The organism is Chryseobacterium sp. Bi04, from assembly GCF_918698085.1.
GTDB lineage: Bacteria > Bacteroidota > Bacteroidia > Flavobacteriales > Weeksellaceae > Chryseobacterium.
The window spans coordinates 288,044-307,163 of sequence record NZ_CAKKLP010000002.1; the positions used below are offsets into that span (position 1 = coordinate 288,044).

A 19,120-nucleotide genomic window follows, 5' to 3' on the forward strand; every position below is an offset into this window, starting at 1 on the left:
AAAATTTTTATATTTTCGTAAATCCTTAATAAATAAAAAAACATGTCTAAAATTTGGGTTAAGAAGCCGCTAAGTGCCTATGAGGCTGATATGAAGAAAAGTGAGCTGAAGAAAGTCCTTGGAAAATGGAGTTTAACAGCAATTGGAGTAGGTGCTATCATTGGTGGTGGAATCTTTGTACTTACCGGAACCGGAGCTTATTATCATGCAGGGCCGGCTCTTGCAATCTCTTTTATCATAGCAGGTATAGCCTGTGTTTTTGCAGCATTATGTTATGCGGAATTTGCTTCCATCATTCCTGTTGAAGGGTCTGCTTATGCATATGCGTATGGAACGGTAGGGGAAATTTTTGCCTGGGCAATGGGGTGGTGTCTCATTCTGGAGTATGCCATGGCGAGTATGGCGGTTTCCGTGAGTTGGTCCGGGTACTTTACCAAATTTTTAAAAATATTTGGCGTTCATTTGCCAACATATCTTACTTCAGATCCTGCCAGCTATACAGGAGATGGTTTTTCAATGAATCTTCCTGCTTTTATCCTTGTATTACTGATTACCGCATTGCTGGTAAAAGGGACTAAGGAAGCTGCCGGCGCAAATAACCTGATCGTATTAATGAAAACTTCTGCCGTTATTTTCGTAATCATTGCAGGTGTTTATATTATCTTCTCTAATACAAATCTTTACAATGCTGTAGATGGAGTGAAAAACTGGAATCCTTTTATCCCAGATCCGATAAAAATTAAAAATTCTGAAGGAGATCTGGTCTCTGCATATGGTATAAAAGGAATTATTTCCGGAGCAGCAGCTATCTTCTTTGCGTATATAGGTTTCGATGCTGTCTCTACACAGGCAGGGGAAGCTATTAACCCTAAAAAAGATGTGCCTTTCGCCATTATTGCTTCATTATTGGTTTGTACTGCATTATATATTTGTGTATCTCTTGTATTGACAGGGATGATGCACTATACAGACTTTAACCCTGAAGGAAAATATCCTGATGCAATTAAAGCACCGGTAGCGTATGCTTTTGAAATTGCCGGAAAACACTGGGCAAGTAATGTGGTAACGATTGCTGCTACAGTAGGTTTGATTTCTGTAGTAATGGTAATGATGATGGGACAGTCCAGAATCTTTATCGGAATGGCAAAAGACGGTTTGATTCCTAAATTTTTCGGAGAACTTCACCCAAAAACAAAAACTCCTTACAAAGGAATTATCCTGCTAGGAATAATAGTAGCGCTTATCGCTGCATTTACCCCAATTTCAACATTGGCAGATATGACCAGTTTCGGAACTCTGTTTGCGTTTACATTGGTTTGTATTGCGGTTTGGGTGATGAGAAAGAAAGAACCGAATTTAATCAGACCTTTCAAGGTTCCTGCGTATAAAATCGTTGTGGGATTAGGAGTATTTATCAATATATATTTAATATTTAACTTAAGTGCTCATGCATTGGAACTTTCTGCTGTATGGCTTTTCTTGGGAGGGTTAGTATATTTCCTTTATGGAAAATCAAACAGTAAACTTAATAATCCGGAAAAATATAAAGACGTAGATTAATTTAATATAAAACCGCTTCGGCGGTTTTTTTGTTTGTATAGCTTATGAAAAAGATTTTCTCTATTCTATTCCTTTGTGTAGGAATTTGTGCATTTTCCCAGCAGGTGGAAAGCATTGAAAACATTTTTAATGATAAAATAAGTATCAGAGCTCTTGAGCTGTATGATAACAAAGTCTGGTATAGTGGTACAGACTCCAAATTTGGGTTTGTGGATGTAAAAGATCCGAAGAATCAAAAACAGATCAGATTATCAGAAGACAAGCTTCAGTTTCGAACACTGGCACAGGATCAACATTCTTTTTATGCCATTAATATTGAAAGCCCTGCTCACTTCTTTAGAATTGATAAGAAAGATTTAAAAGCTCAGGTTGTTTTTACAGATACTACGAAAACTGCATTCTATGATGCGCTGCATTTTGTAAATGATAAACTGGCTTATACTTTCAGTGATGCAGATAAAGATCATGCCCTGAAGTTAGCGGTGTACAAAGAAGGGAAGTGGAGTATGCTTAAAAATACCATAATTTTGAATGAAGGAGAAGCGGCTTTTGCAGCCAGTAACACCAATATCTCTTCCACCAAAAACTTTGTATGGATGGCAACAGGAGGTAAGGCTTCAAGAATTATAAGACTAAATTTAAAGAATGAAAAATTTGAAGTGTTCAATACCCCATTTATACAGGGGGAATCTTCGCAGGGAATGTACTCCATAGATTTCAATGATGACCGTTTCGGAATTGCAGTGGGAGGAGATTATACAAAGCAGGATGCCAATATCAATACTATTGCTACTACAAATGATGGAGGTGAAACCTGGCAGATTCAGGCATCAGGACAGAATGCAGGATATACTACCTGTGTTAAAATTAAACCCGGCTCAAAAGGAAAAGACATCATTGCAGCAGGAGATCAGCACATCAGTTATTCCTCGGATTTTGGGAAAACATGGAAGAAGATTTCTGATGAAAAAGGCTTTTTTGTCTGCCAGTGGATAGATCGTAACACTGTTGTCTTTGCAGGAAAAGACAGAATTGCGGTGATGAAATTGAAATAGTAAAGGATTTAATAAAAATAATAAAATACTAAACGTAAGAAGGATCTTCTTGAGAAATGGATACATCTAAAAAATAAATAGTATATATAGAATTTATCATTATTAACGAAAGGCCTTACAGACGATATTTAGACTCATTATAAAATAAAACCTAATATATTTCATAGGTCAAAATTCATAACTTATAGTTAATTTTGTACAATGAAGTTATAAGATTCTTAAATTTCATGACCTTATAAAATTTTAATTTTCGAAATGAATTCTTTAATAGATAAGTATAATATTCCCGGACCACGCTACACCTCTTATCCTACAGTTCCATATTGGGATGAAAGTACATTCTCACCGGAAAAGTGGAAAGAAAGCGTAATCAGGTCCTTTCACGAAACCAATGCAGAGGAGGGGATTTCTATTTATATCCATTTGCCTTTTTGCGAGGCATTATGTACATTCTGTGCGTGCCATAAACGTATTACAAAACAGCATAGTGTTGAAGTTCCATACCTGGAAAGTGTTTTAAAAGAATGGAACCTTTACCTTGATCTTTTCAATGAAAGACCCAAACTGAAAGAATTACACCTGGGAGGAGGAACCCCTACGTTTTTTTCGCCTGAAAATCTGAAAACACTTCTGGAAGGGATCTTTGAAACCGTAGATATTGCTGAACATCCTGAATTTTCTTTTGAAGGACACCCGAATAATACAACGAAGGAACACCTTCAGACATTGTATAATCTGGGCTTTAGAAGAGTAAGTTTTGGTGTTCAGGATTACGATCCTAAGGTACAGAAAGCGATCAATAGAATTCAGCCTTTTGAAAACGTGAAAAATGTTACCGAATGGGCTAAAGAAATTGGTTATAGAGGAATCAGCCATGACTTGGTTTTCGGGCTTCCGCATCAGAACTGGGAAGCGATGGAAAATACCATCAGAAAGACTATGGAGCTAAAACCGGACAGGCTTGCCTTTTACTCATATGCACACGTTCCATGGGTGAAAGGAGTGGGACAGAGAGGATTTGATGAAAATGACCTGCCTAGTGGAGAAGAAAAACGAAGATTATACGAAGATGGTAAAAAACTGCTTCAGGATTTAGGCTATATTGAAGTGGGAATGGATCATTTTTCCCTTGAACATGATGATCTCTACCAGTCTTTGATTCATAAAAAGCTTCACAGGAACTTTATGGGCTATACTTCAAGCAATACTCAGCTAATGATAGGACTTGGAATGTCTGCTATTTCAGATTCTTGGTACGCTTTTGGGCAGAATGTAAAAACGGTGGAAGACTATCAAAGATCTGTAGAAGAAGGGGAAATTCCTGTGGTGAAAGGCCATGTCCTGGATGAAGAGGATTTGAAGGTAAGAAGACATATCCTTAACCTGATGTGTCAGCTTGAAACCACTTTCCATACTCATAACTCTTTCCCGGGACTTGAAAACGCGTTGGAAATGCTGAAGGAAATGGAAAAAGACGGATTGGTTGAAATTAATGGTCATGAAGTTAAAATTACGGAAGCCGGAAGAGCATTCACAAGAAATGTTGCCATGGTTTTTGACCTTAGGATGATGAGAAATAAACCCGAAACGAGAATTTTCTCGATGACGATATAAAATAAAAAAGCGGTTCAGTTTTGAACCGCTTTTTTATGTATTTAAAATTTTAGTTGAAATACTTTTTATGAAATTTTTATTCAGTTTGTATGAATCTTTTGCGGCATATTGCGTTAAAAGTATAGCTGATAGAGTATGTTAATATAATATTCCTTATTTAATAATTAATTTCTGACTGTACGATTTCAGGTTTCCTGATTTTATATTGATGAAATAAACTCCGGCAGGCAGGGTGGAAATATCAATACTTTTATCATTGATCACTTCATCAGTTTCCCAGATTTTTCGTCCTTCTGCACTCATAATTTCTGCACTTACTTTTTTATCCTTAACACCAGTAATGAAAATCTCTTTGGATGCGGGATTAGGGTAGATGTTTATTTTACCTAAAGAATTTTCTTCCTGTACACCTAAAGTTCCCGTTGAGATTTTAAAAATTTTTCCACTGCTTACTGCTGCTACATACAGTTCCTTTTGAGAATCCTGCCCGAAGGTAGAGAAATTATTTCCACTGTAAGCAGACGACCATGTGATAGCATTGTTGGTATCCAGCATACCGATTTGTGTAGAGCAGTAATCAGCAAAGAAATATTTGCCCTGAAGAGACGGATATTGGGATCCCCTGTAAACATATCCTCCTGTGATGGAACATTTCCCCCCGGAATGATCATACACCGCAATGGGGAATGTCATAGTTCCGGTACCTGGGCATCCTGCAGTATTATAAGCTGTATTTCCTTCATAGCAACGCCATCCGTAATTAAGCCCGGCCTGGGTGATGGGCATTCGATTGATCTCCTCGACTGCTCCCTGGCCTACATCAGCAATTAAAGCATTCCCATTGGTTAGGTCAAAAGAAAATTTCCACGCATTTCGGAGTCCATATGCCCATATCTCATCAGCACCGTCAATACCCACAAAAGGATTGTCTGCAGGAATATTGTAAGGACCGGTAGCGTCTACATCAATCCTCAGCATTTTTCCCAGCAGTGAATTTTTATTTTGTGCATTATTATTGGGGTCTCCGGCACTTCCTCCGTCTCCGGTAATGATCCAGAGCTTTCCGTCGGGTGCAAAATGAATGCTTCCTCCGTTATGGTTCGCAAAAGGTTTAGGAATATTCAATAGGATTTTTTCGGAGTTCGGATCGGCGATGTTCGGATCCGTTGCACTTACACTGTATCTTGCTACAATAATATTTCCTGCAGGGTTATTATAATAAACAAAAAAATACCCGTTGGTAGAGTATTGAGGATGAAATGCAAGTCCCAAAAGACCTCTTTCTCCGCCAAAAATAATTTTTGAAGTGATATTCAGAAAAGGAGTGGTATTAATAACTCCCGTTGGCTGGATAATTTTAATAATACCATTCTGCTGTACTACGAAAAGACGGCTGTCATTAGCGTTTGTAATCTCTACCGGGCTGGTAAGTCCGGTCACAAATTCTTCCAAATTAATACTTTGAGAATTAACGAATAAGGAAGAAAGGATACTCATAGTAAAAAGTAACTTTTTCATAATATTGTGATAGTTAGTGTGTTGGTGAATGAATGAAAATTTTATACCAATTAAAATTTGAAAACTTCACTAAGATACCATGAAATAATTGTTAAATCTTAAATAGAAGTCGAAATACCAATATATCTGAAAATAAACCATTTCTGTTGTTAAAAATTCATAAAATACCAGAAAATCATTATATTTGCCGACTTAATTTAACGTAGTTATAACAAAATGCAAGGAAAAGGACTTATTACAATTGTTGCTATTGTCCTGGGGTTGATTTGCTTAAACGAGCTATTACCAACCTGGTACGCCAGCAAAATTGAATCGCAGATAGAAGCTGCGAAAGGAAACGAGAAAGAGATCAAACGCATCAAGGAAGATACTCTTAATCTTGGGTATACAAAGCTTTATTATTCAAAAGCTAAAGACAAGGAGATGAAGCTTGGTCTTGACTTAAAAGGAGGGATCAACGTTCTTTTGGAAATTAACCAAAGAGATCTGGTAAATGATTTAACTAATTATTCTACCAATCCTATCCTTATTGAGGCTTTAAACAAGACTGATGAAGTTCAGAAAAGCTCAATAAAATCTTACATCGACAACTTTTTTGAGCAGTTCGATGCCATCAACAAAGCGAAAGGTACAAACCTGAAGCTTGCAGATCCGGATCTTTTCGGAAATACAAATTTATCTGAAATCAAGTATAACACTACTGATGAGCAGGTAAGAAGTATTGTAAAAAGAAGAATTGATCTTTCTGTAGGTACAGCTTTCGAAGTAATCAGAACAAGAATAGATAAGCTTGGAGCTATCCAGCCAAATGTTCAGAGAGTACCTGGTACTGCTAGAATTTCTGTAGAAATGCCTGGTATGAAGGATATTGACAAGGTTAAGAAAATGCTTCAGACTTCTGCAAAACTTCAGTTCTGGGAAGTACAGCAGGTTCCTGAAATTGCGCCTTATTTCCAGACTTTGACAACTATGATCGGTGCAAAAGGAGATTCTATGGGAGTGGCAAAAAATGTCAACTTCATGAAGCTTATTCAGCTTGACAAATTAAGAAGTAATGGTGTTGCTAATGTGAAGTTATCTGATACTGCGGTTGTTAATAAAATTTTAAACAGCAAAGTAGGTCAGGCTTTACGTCCTGCAAACATTAAATATACACAGTTCATGTGGGGTTACAAACCTGAAGCTACAAGTCCGGACGATTTGGTATTGTATGCAATCAGAAGTAACATCAATCAAAAAGCTCCGGTAGACGGTGCTGTAGAAACGGCAAGCATCAGCTATGACGAACTTGGAAGAGTAGTGGTAGACATGCAGATGGATTCTAAAGGAGCTAAAGAATGGAAAACTCTGACAGAGAAAAACGTTGGAAAGCCGGTTGCGGTAACTCTTGACGGCAGAGTATATACTGCTCCTAATGTGGTAAATGCTATTCCTAACGGTAGAACTCAAATCTCTGGTAACTTCTCTCAGGAAGAAGCTAAAGAACTAGTTGACGTTTTAGGAGCAGGTAAATTGCCTGCTGGTGCTAAAGTAGTTCAGGCTACGCAGGTAGGTCCGTCTTTAGGACAGGAATCTATCAACGCGGGTATGATTTCATTTGCTATTGCATTTTTAATTATCATTGTTTATATCATTTTCTATTATGGTGGTGCGGGAGTATACGCTGTAATTGCAATGGTTATTAACCTTTTCTATATTTTCGGAATTATGGATTCCGGAGACTTTACGCTTACCCTTCCTGGTATTGCCGGTATCGTATTGACGATGGCCATGGCAGTGGATACAAACGTAATTATTTATGAAAGAACAAAAGAAGAATTATTTGCCGGTAAGAATATCTTAGAAGCTTATAGAGACGGTTTCAAACACGCATTAAGTGCGATTATTGATGGTCACTCAACTACGTTACTGACCGCTGTTGTGTTATTCTTCTTCGGTACAGGACCTATCAAAGGATTTGCTTTGACATTGATGATCGGTATTATCATGACATTATTTACTTCGGTATTACTTTCAAGAGTAATGATCTTCAGTAGATTAAATAAAGGAAAACACCTTTCAGTATGGACGCCTCCAACGAAAAACCTATTCAGAAATACATGGATTGATTTTATCGGAAAGAGAAAATATGCTTACATTATCTCTGCAGTTTTAACAGTGATCTGTCTTGGTTCTATGTTTACCAACGGATTCAAATATGGTATTGATTTTACAGGAGGTAGAAACTATATCGTAAGATTTGATAAAGATGTTAATGCTAATGATGTTGAAGAAAAATTAGTAAAGATTTTCAAAACTGAAGATGGTAAAAACTCTTCTGTAGAGGCTAAAACTTTTGGAAATGCAAATCAGCTGAAAATTTCTACAGATTACCTTATTGAAGATGAGTCTTTAAAAGCTGACCAGACTATTGAGCAGAAATTATTTGAAGGGTTAAAAGGAGATCTTCCGGCTACTCTTACACTTCAGGATTTTAAATCTGCGGATAAAGACCATGCAGGGATTATTTCATCTGAAAAAGTAGGTCCTACAGTAGCTGATGATATTCAGACACATGGTATTCTTGCCGTTGTTGCTGCTCTTGCAGGTATCTTCATCTATATCTTGTTCAGATTTAGAAAATGGCAGTTCTCTTTAGGTGCTGTAGCAGCGTTATTCCATGATGCGGTTATCATTTTAGGAATGTATTCATTACTTCACAAATACATGCCGTTCAATATGGAAATCAACCAGGATTTCATTGCTGCAATCCTTACAGTATTAGGATACTCTATTAATGACACGGTAATTATCTTCGACAGAATCAGAGAATATCTGAGAGAGAAGAAAGCGTTAACATTGGCAGGATTATTCGATGATTCTATTTCAAGTACTTTAGGTAGAACATTTAACACTTCATTTACTACGATTTTGGTGATCCTTGCGATTTTCATTTTCGGTGGTGATAACTTGAGAGGATTTATGTTTGCGATGTTAATCGGTATTGGATTCGGTACTTATTCATCCATCTTTATTGCATCTGCAATTGCTTATGATTTCCTGAAAAAAGGAAAAGAAGAAGAGGTACACGGAAAAAGTACTTCTGAAAAAGAAGTGCTTGCTTCAAAGTAATACAAACTACAATAAATAAGTAAAAAGCCTTTCGGAAGAAAGGCTTTTTTGTTTTTTGGCAATGGCCCGGCAAACGAATTTTAAAGTTGGGGATAATATAACTTACACCAATACAGATTTTGATGAAGCTCACTCTTTATATCGCTTGTTCAGCGGCAAAGTGGCCATTCTTTGTTTTCTTAAAATAGAACATCCGAATGATTATTCCTTTTGCGTTAAAGTAAAAAGTTATTTTCATCCATTTCTCAAGTCAAATAAAATCACATATTTTATTTTAATGCATCAGATTTCTGAATGTCATCCAAACAAGAGGCTTTATATTTAATTCAATTTGCTTAGCCCGAATTTATAACCTGATCCATTTAATTAAATAACTCAGAAAGTCTTTTTATAAAATGGGTACCCAGCTTTTTGTTTATTATTAAACTTTTTGGATGGCTAGTTTCATATTTAAAGTATTTTTTTTAATAACTGGGATTGCAGTGTTAAAAATTTTCATATTATGAGGGGTAAAAATATATTTTTTATAGGTTTTTCACGTGTTTTTGTATTTTAATGAAAAAAAAGTAAAGTAATATGTAAATGTGCATTAAATTATTATATATTTGCAAAAAACAAAGCAAATATGAAATTTAAAAAATTATTCATTGCTGCGGCATTAATTGCCAGCAGCATTACCTTTGCGCAGGTAGGTATTGGTATTGCTAATCCTGATAAAAGCGCAATGTTAGATGTCACTGGTTCTAATAAAGGAGTATTAATCCCCCGCATTTCTGATCTTACCACAATACCCACTCCCGCGAATGGTTTATTGGTCTATGATCTTAAAAGACAGGCTTTAGCTCAGAATATTGGAACACCTGCCAGCCCAAACTGGGTTCCGATCAGCGGAAATATAGTGAAGTTCTTCTATATGCCATCCATCAGTATTGATACTGCAACTACTGGAACAGGCAGAACGCTGGATTTATACCAATTGTATAAAACACAGTTTTCAACCCCGAAAGTTGTAAGTGCGGGAGCCCCCGCTGCAATTCCTTTTTTCTTGAATGCTTCGGATCTGTATTATTATGTAACAGATTTTGATGCCACTGTTTTAAGGAATGTGAGTATTGATGCCAATGGAATATTACGCTATGATGTCATTGGGACAGCTACAGCATGTTCTTTTGTTAATATTGTATTTGTAATCAAATAATTTTAAGTGACATAACGTCACGCTATCATCCTTACACAAGGGTGAGTATTCTTCCGTGTATAATTTAATTGCTTAAAATTATTAATGATGAAAACAAATTCGATATTACGCTATATTTTTATAGCAATATGCTTTTTTGTGTCTGGCAAAATGGCATCTCAGGAGATGGTTTCCCTTCCGAATGGCGGTTGTGGCAGGCTGCTGGATACTAATACTTCCAGTGCCAACAATGGTGGACTGCTATGCTTCCGGCTGGGAAAAGAAGCAGCTAATCCTGCTAATATGACAGATATTGATGTAAACTCTTTTGCGTCTTTAAAACCGGGTACAGGAGCAGGTCTTTTTTGTAGTATGCATGTGGGCGTAGGAACAACAGGAGCCGATTTTCCGGCCAATAAACCTATTTATATAGATTTTGCTTCAGATGGATTCAACTTTAATCCCAGTTTTAACGGTGGTGAGTTTGTTTTTTACAGCAATGGTCAGGAGATCTATCGTACAGGTGTTAACGGACATTTTTTCTTTGATTTCGGAGACAACCAGGAGCGGCGGATCATCAAAGTAATTCCTCCTGTAGCATGGGATGAAGTGCGGTTAACGTTTGCAGAGGTGATAGGTATCGGGTTTTCATTTAGCCAAATGAGAGTTTATAATATACTTTCAGAGTATTATATAGATCCTATGACCTATTTGTCTCAGCCTTCTGATAAAACTGTGGCAGTGGGTGGATCTACCACCATGACTGCGGTTATTAACAATACTCCTACAGATGAGACCCCTGAAAATGTTACTTACCAATGGCAGGTCCTGAATGGTAGCACGTGGACAGATCTTGCAAATGGTCCTAACTATAGTAATGTGACGTCTTCAACGCTTACTATCAACAATGTTCCGATAGGTTTTAACAATAATCAGTACAGGGTGGTTGCAAAATCAAGTTTTTATACCTGTTCATTCCAGGCCATTTCTACTATAGGAAGGCTTTTTGTAAATTCGGTAAATAATCCCGGAACTATTGCTGCAGATCAGACATTATGTAGGGATATCAACAATGATCCGGCAGCATTTACGCAGGTTTCAGCTGCCCAGGTGACCGGAACTGCCGAATACCAATGGCAGAGTTCCACAGATAATATAACATTTGTAAATGTGGCCAATGCAACTTCTGCAACGTATGATGCTCCACCAGTTACGCAGACCACTTATTACCGTCGCGGTGTGAGGTCTGTTCTCAATGGAAATGTAACGGCCTATCAGTTTACCAATGTAGTTAAGATTACAGTTAAGCAGAGCTGTTTAATTAAATGTATTATAACCAACAGGATGATTTATACAAAGCTTAACAGCAACTAATACAGTATTCACAACTTTTATAATAACCTATTTCATACGGATGTTGAAATAGGTTTTTTTATCATCTGTTGCTGGAAATATTTATTCTTTTTCTGCTAATCATTAAGATAAAAGCTTTTTTAGGTACTCATCTATTGTTCAGGAGTATATTTATTTAATATAATGAAATTTAGAATCATTATTTTTAAGATTTGATTAATTTTGCAGAATCATGGAAAAATCAAAAAAAAATACAGCGATAAGCTTTATATTTATTACGTTACTTATTGATATTACAGGCTGGGGAATTATTATTCCCGTAGTTCCAAAGCTAATAGAGGAGCTTATTCATGCTGATATCAGTGAGGCTGCAAAATATGGAGGATGGCTGGGATTTGCCTATGCATTTACACAATTTATATTTTCTCCGATTGTAGGAAATCTGAGTGATAAATATGGACGCAGGCCTATTATTTTGATTTCTCTTTTTGGGTTTGCGGTGGATTATATCTTTCTGGCATTAGCCCCAAGTATTTGGTGGCTGTTTTTAGGAAGAATCATTGCAGGGGTTACAGGAGCCAGTATTACAACTGCCAGTGCCTATATTGCAGATATTTCAACAGATGAAAACAGAGCTAAAAACTTTGGAATGATAGGAGCTGCATTCGGGCTCGGATTTATTATTGGTCCTGTTCTGGGAGGTGTATTAGGACACTACGGAGCCAGAGTTCCTTTTTATGCGGCGGCGGGTTTATGTCTGCTTAATTTCCTTTATGGCTATTTTATTCTTCCTGAAAGTTTGAGCAAAGATAAAAGAAGGGAATTTGACTGGAAGCGTGCAAATCCTGTAGGCTCATTCAAGTTCCTGGGAAAGCATGCTGAAATTTCAGGATTGGTATTTGCACTGATTCTAATTTATATTGCAGGCCATGCTGTACAGAGCAACTGGAGTTTTTTCACCATGTATAAATTTGACTGGACAGAAAGAATGGTAGGGATTTCCCTGGGAGTAGTAGGTCTATTGGTAGGGTTGGTACAGGGAGGTTTAATCAGATGGACTACTCCAAGGCTGGGAGAGGAGAAAAGTATTTACTATGGATTGGCTTTTTATGCTGTGGGAATGCTTTTATTTGCTTTCGCATCTGAAGGGTGGATGATGTTTGTATTTTTGATTCCATATTGTTTGGGAGGAATCTGTGGACCCGCTCTGCAATCAGTTATCACAAAGAGTGTTCCAGCTAACGAACAGGGCGAGCTTCAGGGAGCATTAACGAGTCTGATGAGTGCCACTTCAATTATAGGACCTCCGATGATGACCAACCTGTTCTATTTTTTCACCCATGATGAAGCTCCGTTCAAATTTTCCGGAGCACCATTTTTCTTAGCATTTATCTTGATGGCTATCAGTGTAATTGTTACTTATTCTGTTTTTCATAAAAAAAAGAAAATCTAAAACTTTGCATTTTTAAGAGAAGGCCGGAAGGAATAAATCATTACTTTTAAGATATGAAGCGTATTCCTCAATATAAGCCGGATGAATTTAAACCGATCCTTAATCTGGACTGGGCAGGGAAGGCTATGTTGAAAAAAGGGCTGAACGAATTCTTTATAGAGCCACTTCAGGTTCTCAGCGAAGCAAAAACTCCTTCCCAGCCACATCGTAAAACGGTAAACGATTTTGTGTTTATAAAAAAAGGATTTCTTGAAAAAATGGTTTGTTCAGATACGTTTTCTGTACAGGAAAATATGATGATCCTTCTTCCTCCGTACAAGATCCGTACATTTCTTAAAAATACACCGGATATTGAAGGGTTCTACTGTCATTTTTCCGATGATTTTATTGCAGAAGGTCCCGGGTTGAAATATCTGCAGGATATTCTGAGTTATACAGAGGTTAAAAACAATCCTACACTGTATCTGGATGAACAACATCAGGAAAGGATTTACCTGATTTTGCAGCAGATGGAAAGCCTTTATTCGGCCAATGATACTGTGGAATTGCTTAGATTGTATCTTTTTACCTTACTGGGAGAGATCCGGCATTTTATAGAAAAGCTTCCGAAGCAGAATCTCTCGGTTAATGAAACCATTGCATTAAAATTCAGAAGGTTGATAACCAGTCAGATTCAGAATTTACACGCTGTAAAAGAATATGCAGATCTGCTTAATGTTTCCCCCAATCATTTGAATAAAACAATAAAGAAAGCAACCGGAAAAACGGCTTCTGAGATTATCACTGAAGCTCTTTTGATGGAAGCAAAGGCTTTACTCTCCTTACCGCAATATACTGTTTCTGAAGTCGCTATGGCCTTAGGAATAGAAGATATTTCTTATTTTTCCCGTCTATTTAAAAAGCATACCGGTATCAGTCCTTCAGAGTATAGAAAAGGGATTGATTTATCCTACTAATGGATGCATCTGTTCTAACCTTATCTTATTGTATTTAAGAATTTTGTAAGTACAATTATGATGGTTTAGAAAATGAAACAAATATTACTTTTCAGTATTGGAATAGTGCCCATATTATTTTTTTCTCAAAATAATAAACAAGCTCCCAATCCTCCTGTTGTCTTTGAAGCTTTAGCCGGCAATAAGGGAATTGCTAGCCAGATGACAATCAATAAAGGTTTTCAGGAGGTCAGAGGGTTGGGGTTTTTCAGTGCTGCCAATATTTCTTCAAAATGGAATGAAGACCGTTCCAATGATGCGATGATTCAGGTGAATATAACTTATGAGGTGATAAGAAATATCCGGGTGCTGGGTGGAATGCATTACACGCCTACTACCGGGCTTAGACCCACCGCAGGATTATTATACTCATTAAGCACTCCCGAATTTTTACTGATTGTCAATCCCCGATTCATTGGGTTTTCCGAAAAGAGTATTGCAGAAGGGATGATATTATTGGAATATAAGCCCGCAATCAACAAAAACTGGAAAGGATATTCGCGGGTTCAGGCCCTTTATTCGGAAACTATAAAAGATGGAGCACATGCCCGCAGCTATCTGATGCTTCGGCTTGGTGTAAGTTATAAACCCCTCACTTTTGGACTTGGCGCCAATTGGGATCGCTATGGACCCTTTAAGGAAAGTAAACAGAACTTTGGGGTATTTGCCGCCATCAGGCTATTTAACTAAAATATATACATTTTTACTCTAATTATTTTATTCTTATTACTATGAAACATTTAATTTTTCAAACGAATAATACCTGGACCGGGACTTTGCTGAGATGGACAATAGGTATTGTATTTATACCTCACGGGCTGCAAAAAACTTTGGGTTTATTTGGAGGAATGGGATGGAGCAAAACAATGGATTTTTTTACAGAAAGCTTACATCTTCCATATTTTGTAGCGTTTACGGTAATTTTGGTGGAATTTTTGGGCTCAGTATCACTGTTACTGGGTTGGGGAACCAGATTCTGGGCTTTATCATTTATAGGTTTATTGACCGGAATTATGTTTACTTCTCATTGGGATAACGGATTTTTTATGAACTGGTTTGGTACCCAAAAAGGTGAAGGATGTCAGTTTGATATTCTTGCGATTGGAATAGTTGTAGCTTTGCTTATTGAAGGAGGAGGAAAATTATCCGTAGACCGTTGGATTTCTTCTAAAAATATCCTGAAAAAAGAATCATAAATGAAAGTCATGAATCAGTTAAAATTAGAAAAATATCTGGAAAGAATCCATTTTTCCGGAATCCCGGAAATGAATATGGAAACACTGAAAAGAATCCATCAGCTTCACCCTCAGTACATTCCTTTTGAGAATATTGATCCTTATACCGGAAATGTTCCGTCTCTGAATCCGGACGATATTTTCAACAAATTGGTGAGTGAATCAAGAGGAGGCTACTGCTATGAGCAGAATTTACTTTTAAAGGAAGTTTTAACTTTTCTGGGATTTACGGTTGAGCTGCAGCTAGGAAGAGTGTTATGGAAGAGAGAGGAAAATGCTAAGTCTGCCAAAACACATGCATTGCTGACTGCTGAAATTGACAATCAAAAATATCTTGTAGACTGTGGTTTCGGAATAGTAACACTTACAGCTCCCTTGCTTCTAAATAATAAAGAACCCCAGGAAACCCCGAATGGTTTGTTTAAGGTTTCTCAGAAAGATGGATCTTATATGCTTTGGATATGGAAAGAAAAATGGCTTCCGATCTATCGTTTTGCTCTGGAAAACGTAGAACCTTTAGATTGGGAGATTGCCAACTGGTATCTCTCTACTTATCCCGAATCTATGTTTAAGAAAAACCTTGTACTCTCAAAAGTGGATGAAGAGGCAAGATATACTTTTAGCGATCACACATTGAATATACGGAGAGAAACAGAAGAAAAAGAATCAGTAGCCATAGAAAGTGATGAACAGTTATTTCAGATATTGAAAGACATTTTCGGATTACAAGAAAATGCAGTGAAGCTTTTAAAACAAAAAATAACTAGTGAATAATTTACAGAGCAAAAGGAAGTCCATGGACTTCCTTTTACCTTTTAAAAATTGAATTCTTATGAAAATTAAGGGTAGAGTGATTTTGTACCATTGCTTACAATATTGCTTCCCAATCCTGAAAAGGATACTGAGAAATTGCTTGTATTAAAACTTAAAGATCCGGTAGGAGTACAAAGACCTAAAGCATACCGACATTGCCCGTATGCCCCGGTTCTTTTAATAACTTTACTTTCGCTTTTTGCTTTTCCTAAACTGATATTCCCCCAGTCGCTTACATCAACATTTGAAACAGTGGAACCTGAATAATAGATGGTAATCTGATATCCGATTTCTCCTCTTTTAGAGCCCCAAAGCCAATTGGCAGTCCACCATTGTTTATACCATTTGGAAACCACTCTTGCCGTTGAGCTGTTTGATACCTCAGAATTTCCTCTTGTATCCATCAGGACCAATCCACCAAAGACATTATCCCAGACAATACCCGAGTCATTATAAAAACAGAGTGTAGTAAATTTTCCATTTTTACCATCCCATGACACTTCCATGACATTAATACCTGCTTTTATCTCATCGGTAGCCATTTCTTTTAATCCTTTCTGAGCAGTGATCAGGGGATCTCCTGAATATAAGTCTCCAATTTTACCAATTTTTACAGAAGAAGGATCCGCAATATTTCCCAACCCAATAAACTGATCCTTATCAGAAATCAGGTTTTGAGAGATTTCAATACCTTTTTGGGTGGAAATTTTTCCCAGAACACTAATTCCTGTGATCTGAAGGTCATTGTTTAAATGTTTTGCAAGATTTTTTTTGGATTCATCAAGCTGTATCTGCACCGTTTGGGGAACAGCCTGTACACCGGGAATAATTTCTTTCTTAAGATCAGTTACAGAGATTTTAGCCTGAGCTGTTTCCTGTTGTGAAACTTCATTGCTTTCATTCTGGCAGCTGCTTAGTGCCAAGACTGACAAAACAGCAAAAAATTTAAAGGGAGTTAGTAATTTTTTCATATAAAAAGTATTTAGATTGTGTAGGGTAAATATACTAAAACAGACATTAAATCTCGTTATTTTGAATTAATTATTTGTTAATATGTTGTTCTCAGGGCGAAATAATTCAGGAATCGGAAATTGAATATGGGGGAGGAAACAAGAGGTAAGAGACCAGGAGACGTAGAGAGTGGAGATGAGAGATGAGAGGGTGGGTGTAGCTGATACCTATAAATTTCAAACTTTAAATGGTGAACGTTAGGATATGAAATCTTAAAATTTGTTTAAAATTTTAAATTACATTAAAGAGATGTTATAATCTTTCGTAATTTTACAGCATGGAATTAAGCATTGGAGAAATGGCACTCATTGCCATTGCAATCGTTGTATTATTCGGACCGGATAAACTTCCTCAGATTGCACGTGATTTAGGATCAGGTGTAAGAAAAATGCGTGGAGCAGTGGAAGATATCAAAACTGAGATTATGAAAGAAACGGATAATCCTGTTTCCGAGATCAAACGTGAAATTGAAAAGGTAAAAGATGCTGCCAAAGATTTCAACCCGGTTAATGATATCAAAAAAGATATTTTAACAGAACCTCTTGCATCTAATGAGCCTCCAAAACTAAAACCTTCTGAAGATGAAACTTATGAAGGACCTGTAAGCAGATAAGTATGGAGGAAATTATTCAGGAAGATAAAACGGTATTTCTGTACCTTAATAATTTGGGAGACCCTTCTTTTGATCAGCTCTGGATGTTGATTTCCAGTACCTGGATCTGGGTACCTCTTTATATTATATTCCTTTATTTTTTATACAAAAACTATAAGCTTAGATCTTTAGTTTTTATTCTGATATTTTTGGCATTGGGAGCAACGGTTTCTGACCAGCTGGCCAATGTTTTCAAATTTGGGGTTGCCAGGCTGAGACCTTGTCATGATCCTACGCTGGAACATTCTATGAGGATTGTGAAATGTGGAGGGCAGTATGGATTTTATTCTGCACATGCTTCCAATACCTTCTTTCTAGCGGCTTATCTGGGAATTTTATTAAAAAAGAAAATTAAATGGTTCCCATATGCTATATTTGTATGGGCTATAGTGGTTTCCTACAGCCGAATTTATTTAGGAGTGCATTTTCCGATAGATATTTTGGTGGGGGCGTTTGCTGGTTCTTTATTGGGAGTGATATTTGGTGCACTCGCCAAAAAAGTGATCAACAAACAAAATATAACACCATGAAAAAACCTTTATTACTTTTAGCTTCTATTTGTTTCTCCCTCAATTTCTATGCCCAGGATAAAAAAATAGCTGAGGAATGCTTTAAAAAAGCGGATTATAAATGTGCTGAGGAACAGTATTCAAAATTAGCTGAAAAGGAACAGATCCAGAAATTTCAATCCGAATATTACAATAGCCTTGGAACAGCGCAAAGAAGGCTGGGAAAGGCTACAATGGCTTTTAAATCCTATGAATCTGCGCTGATTGCCAACCCCATGTCTGCTCCTGTCTATGTCAACCTGGCGTCATTACACAGCCAGAAAGGAAATAAAGCAAAAGCACTGGAATATGTGGAAAAAGGTCTTCAGGTAGATCCCGAAAATACGGATCTGTATCTGACACGTTCCAAAATCTACGACAGCCAGGGAAAAAAGGATCTGGCTATTAAAGATCTTAATCAAATTCTGACCTTTGCACCGGATAATATTTTTGCGAAAACGGGATTGGCAAATCTGAAGAAGAGCAGTGGCGATCTTGACGGGGCTTTAAAAGATTATAACCAGCTTATTGCTGAAAAGCCGGAATCACTTTTATACAATGGACGCGCAGATGTGTATCTTAAAATGAAAAAGTACAAAGAATCCCTTACAGATGCCAATAAAGCAATTTCCATTGATCCCAAATTTGCCCAATCTTATGTAACCAAAGCATTGGTCTTATTTGATACTGCCAAACCTAAAGAAGCTTGTGAGAATCTTGATAAAGCAGTAACCTTTGGGTATGAAAAAGCTGTACTGGCAGATTATTACGCTAAATGCATCAGGAAATCATAATCATTTCAATATATATTTCATTTCCCGATCATGCATTATGATCGGGTTTGATTAATAATTCATTTAGCCTGTTTAATTAATTAAAATTGAGTCACAAATGTTGAGTGAAATGCTATAAACACTTTAGCTTATTTTAAGTTTAAGCTGATTGAAAATAAAGAGTACACTTAAGCAAAAAATCTTTGATTTTTTTTAAACTTACGTGAGCTTTAGTAAGCTTATTTTCACAGC

Annotated in this window: 16 protein-coding genes; 14 read left to right on the forward strand and 2 right to left on the reverse strand. The window is 36.9% G+C overall.

Translation table 11 applies throughout. The annotated features are described in order from the left end of the window. The first annotated feature begins 42 nt into the window (after positions 1 to 42). The 3 genes from LQV47_RS05560 (at position 43) to hemN (ending at position 4,229) form a co-directional block, all read left to right on the forward strand. Positions 43 to 1,560: an amino acid permease gene (locus tag LQV47_RS05560; RefSeq protein WP_230034707.1), complete on the forward strand. Its 1,518-nt coding sequence runs from the start codon at positions 43 to 45 to the stop codon at positions 1,558 to 1,560. 44 nt (positions 1,561 to 1,604) lie between these two features. Next, the gene (locus LQV47_RS05565; protein WP_230034709.1) at positions 1,605 to 2,615 is read left to right on the forward strand and encodes a glycosyl hydrolase; all 1,011 of its coding nucleotides are present in this window, start codon (positions 1,605 to 1,607) and stop codon (positions 2,613 to 2,615) included. Positions 2,616 to 2,870: 255 nt separating this feature from the next. Beyond that, the gene (hemN, locus tag LQV47_RS05570; RefSeq protein ID WP_230034711.1) at positions 2,871 to 4,229 is read left to right on the forward strand and encodes an oxygen-independent coproporphyrinogen III oxidase; all 1,359 of its coding nucleotides are present in this window, start codon (positions 2,871 to 2,873) and stop codon (positions 4,227 to 4,229) included. A 153-nt stretch (positions 4,230 to 4,382) separates the two neighbouring features. Here the strand turns inward: hemN and LQV47_RS05575 are convergent, their stop codons facing one another. After that, positions 4,383 to 5,747, reverse strand: coding sequence for a PQQ-dependent sugar dehydrogenase (locus tag LQV47_RS05575; protein ID WP_230034713.1), 1,365 nt, complete (start codon positions 5,745 to 5,747; stop codon positions 4,383 to 4,385). A 216-nt stretch (positions 5,748 to 5,963) separates the two neighbouring features. Here LQV47_RS05575 and secD point away from each other — a divergent pair, with 216 nt between their 5' ends. The 8 genes from secD to LQV47_RS05615 all read left to right on the forward strand — a co-directional run bounded on the left by secD (position 5,964) and on the right by LQV47_RS05615 (position 15,845). Beyond that, the gene (secD, locus tag LQV47_RS05580) at positions 5,964 to 8,858 is read left to right on the forward strand and encodes a protein translocase subunit SecD (protein ID WP_230034715.1); all 2,895 of its coding nucleotides are present in this window, start codon (positions 5,964 to 5,966) and stop codon (positions 8,856 to 8,858) included. A gap of 625 nt (positions 8,859 to 9,483) precedes the next feature. Beyond that, entirely contained in the window at positions 9,484 to 10,056 is a 573-nt protein-coding gene (locus LQV47_RS05585) for a hypothetical protein (RefSeq protein WP_230034717.1), read from the forward strand. A gap of 150 nt (positions 10,057 to 10,206) precedes the next feature. Continuing rightward, positions 10,207 to 11,409 (forward strand): hypothetical protein, encoded by a 1,203-nt coding sequence (locus LQV47_RS05590; RefSeq protein ID WP_230034719.1) that lies wholly within the window; start codon positions 10,207 to 10,209, stop codon positions 11,407 to 11,409. A 211-nt stretch (positions 11,410 to 11,620) separates the two neighbouring features. Next, a complete protein-coding gene (locus tag LQV47_RS05595; protein ID WP_230034721.1) occupies positions 11,621 to 12,841 on the forward strand; it encodes a TCR/Tet family MFS transporter in 1,221 nt (406 codons plus the stop codon). A gap of 53 nt (positions 12,842 to 12,894) precedes the next feature. Then, the gene (locus tag LQV47_RS05600; protein ID WP_230034723.1) at positions 12,895 to 13,797 is read left to right on the forward strand and encodes a helix-turn-helix transcriptional regulator; all 903 of its coding nucleotides are present in this window, start codon (positions 12,895 to 12,897) and stop codon (positions 13,795 to 13,797) included. A 72-nt stretch (positions 13,798 to 13,869) separates the two neighbouring features. Then, positions 13,870 to 14,526: a hypothetical protein gene (locus LQV47_RS05605; RefSeq protein ID WP_230034725.1), complete on the forward strand. Its 657-nt coding sequence runs from the start codon at positions 13,870 to 13,872 to the stop codon at positions 14,524 to 14,526. Positions 14,527 to 14,567: 41 nt separating this feature from the next. Next, the gene (locus LQV47_RS05610; protein WP_230034727.1) at positions 14,568 to 15,032 is read left to right on the forward strand and encodes a DoxX family protein; all 465 of its coding nucleotides are present in this window, start codon (positions 14,568 to 14,570) and stop codon (positions 15,030 to 15,032) included. A 9-nt stretch (positions 15,033 to 15,041) separates the two neighbouring features. Further along, positions 15,042 to 15,845, forward strand: a complete 804-nt coding sequence (locus LQV47_RS05615) for an arylamine N-acetyltransferase (RefSeq protein ID WP_230034729.1) — start codon at positions 15,042 to 15,044, stop codon at positions 15,843 to 15,845. A gap of 65 nt (positions 15,846 to 15,910) precedes the next feature. On the opposite strand, the gene LQV47_RS05620 is transcribed toward LQV47_RS05615, so the two are convergent. Next, positions 15,911 to 16,855 carry a hypothetical protein gene (locus tag LQV47_RS05620; RefSeq protein WP_230034731.1) on the reverse strand — a complete coding sequence of 315 codons (945 nt, stop codon included), beginning with the start codon at positions 16,853 to 16,855 and terminating at the stop codon, positions 15,911 to 15,913. Between the two features lie 317 nt (positions 16,856 to 17,172). On the opposite strand from LQV47_RS05620, the gene LQV47_RS05625 reads away from it, so the two are divergent. Genes LQV47_RS05625 through LQV47_RS05635 form a run of 3 tightly spaced genes read left to right on the forward strand, consistent with a single transcriptional unit; the run spans position 17,173 to position 18,889 of the window. After that, positions 17,173 to 17,508: a twin-arginine translocase TatA/TatE family subunit gene (locus tag LQV47_RS05625; protein WP_047485241.1), complete on the forward strand. Its 336-nt coding sequence runs from the start codon at positions 17,173 to 17,175 to the stop codon at positions 17,506 to 17,508. A gap of 2 nt (positions 17,509 to 17,510) precedes the next feature. Further along, positions 17,511 to 18,077, forward strand: coding sequence for a phosphatase PAP2 family protein (locus LQV47_RS05630; RefSeq protein WP_230034733.1), 567 nt, complete (start codon positions 17,511 to 17,513; stop codon positions 18,075 to 18,077). After that, complete coding sequence (locus tag LQV47_RS05635) at positions 18,074 to 18,889, forward strand: tetratricopeptide repeat protein (protein WP_230034735.1); 816 nt, start codon at positions 18,074 to 18,076, stop codon at positions 18,887 to 18,889. The genes LQV47_RS05630 and LQV47_RS05635 overlap by 4 nt, the downstream gene beginning before the upstream one ends. Positions 18,890 to 19,120 lie beyond the last annotated feature (231 nt).

Bases quoted from the DNA above. Each gene is read 5' to 3' on its own strand.
- LQV47_RS05590 (WP_230034719.1), top strand. From the start codon at position 10,207: ATGGCATCTCAGGAGATGGTTTCCCTTCCGAATGGCGGTTGTGGCAGG.
- LQV47_RS05635 (WP_230034735.1), top strand. From the start codon at position 18,074: ATGAAAAAACCTTTATTACTTTTAGCTTCTATTTGTTTCTCCCTCAAT.
- LQV47_RS05600 (WP_230034723.1), top strand. From the start codon at position 12,895: ATGAAGCGTATTCCTCAATATAAGCCGGATGAATTTAAACCGATCCTT.
- LQV47_RS05575 (WP_230034713.1), bottom strand. From the start codon at position 5,747: ATGAAAAAGTTACTTTTTACTATGAGTATCCTTTCTTCCTTATTCGTT.
- LQV47_RS05565 (WP_230034709.1), top strand. From the start codon at position 1,605: ATGAAAAAGATTTTCTCTATTCTATTCCTTTGTGTAGGAATTTGTGCA.
- hemN (WP_230034711.1), top strand. From the start codon at position 2,871: ATGAATTCTTTAATAGATAAGTATAATATTCCCGGACCACGCTACACC.
- LQV47_RS05610 (WP_230034727.1), top strand. From the start codon at position 14,568: ATGAAACATTTAATTTTTCAAACGAATAATACCTGGACCGGGACTTTG.
- LQV47_RS05595 (WP_230034721.1), top strand. From the start codon at position 11,621: ATGGAAAAATCAAAAAAAAATACAGCGATAAGCTTTATATTTATTACG.
- secD (WP_230034715.1), top strand. From the start codon at position 5,964: ATGCAAGGAAAAGGACTTATTACAATTGTTGCTATTGTCCTGGGGTTG.
- LQV47_RS05560 (WP_230034707.1), top strand. From the start codon at position 43: ATGTCTAAAATTTGGGTTAAGAAGCCGCTAAGTGCCTATGAGGCTGAT.
- LQV47_RS05630 (WP_230034733.1), top strand. From the start codon at position 17,511: ATGGAGGAAATTATTCAGGAAGATAAAACGGTATTTCTGTACCTTAAT.
- LQV47_RS05625 (WP_047485241.1), top strand. From the start codon at position 17,173: ATGGAATTAAGCATTGGAGAAATGGCACTCATTGCCATTGCAATCGTT.
- LQV47_RS05585 (WP_230034717.1), top strand. From the start codon at position 9,484: ATGAAATTTAAAAAATTATTCATTGCTGCGGCATTAATTGCCAGCAGC.
- LQV47_RS05615 (WP_230034729.1), top strand. From the start codon at position 15,042: ATGAATCAGTTAAAATTAGAAAAATATCTGGAAAGAATCCATTTTTCC.
- LQV47_RS05620 (WP_230034731.1), bottom strand. From the start codon at position 16,855: ATGAAAAAATTACTAACTCCCTTTAAATTTTTTGCTGTTTTGTCAGTC.
- LQV47_RS05605 (WP_230034725.1), top strand. From the start codon at position 13,870: ATGAAACAAATATTACTTTTCAGTATTGGAATAGTGCCCATATTATTT.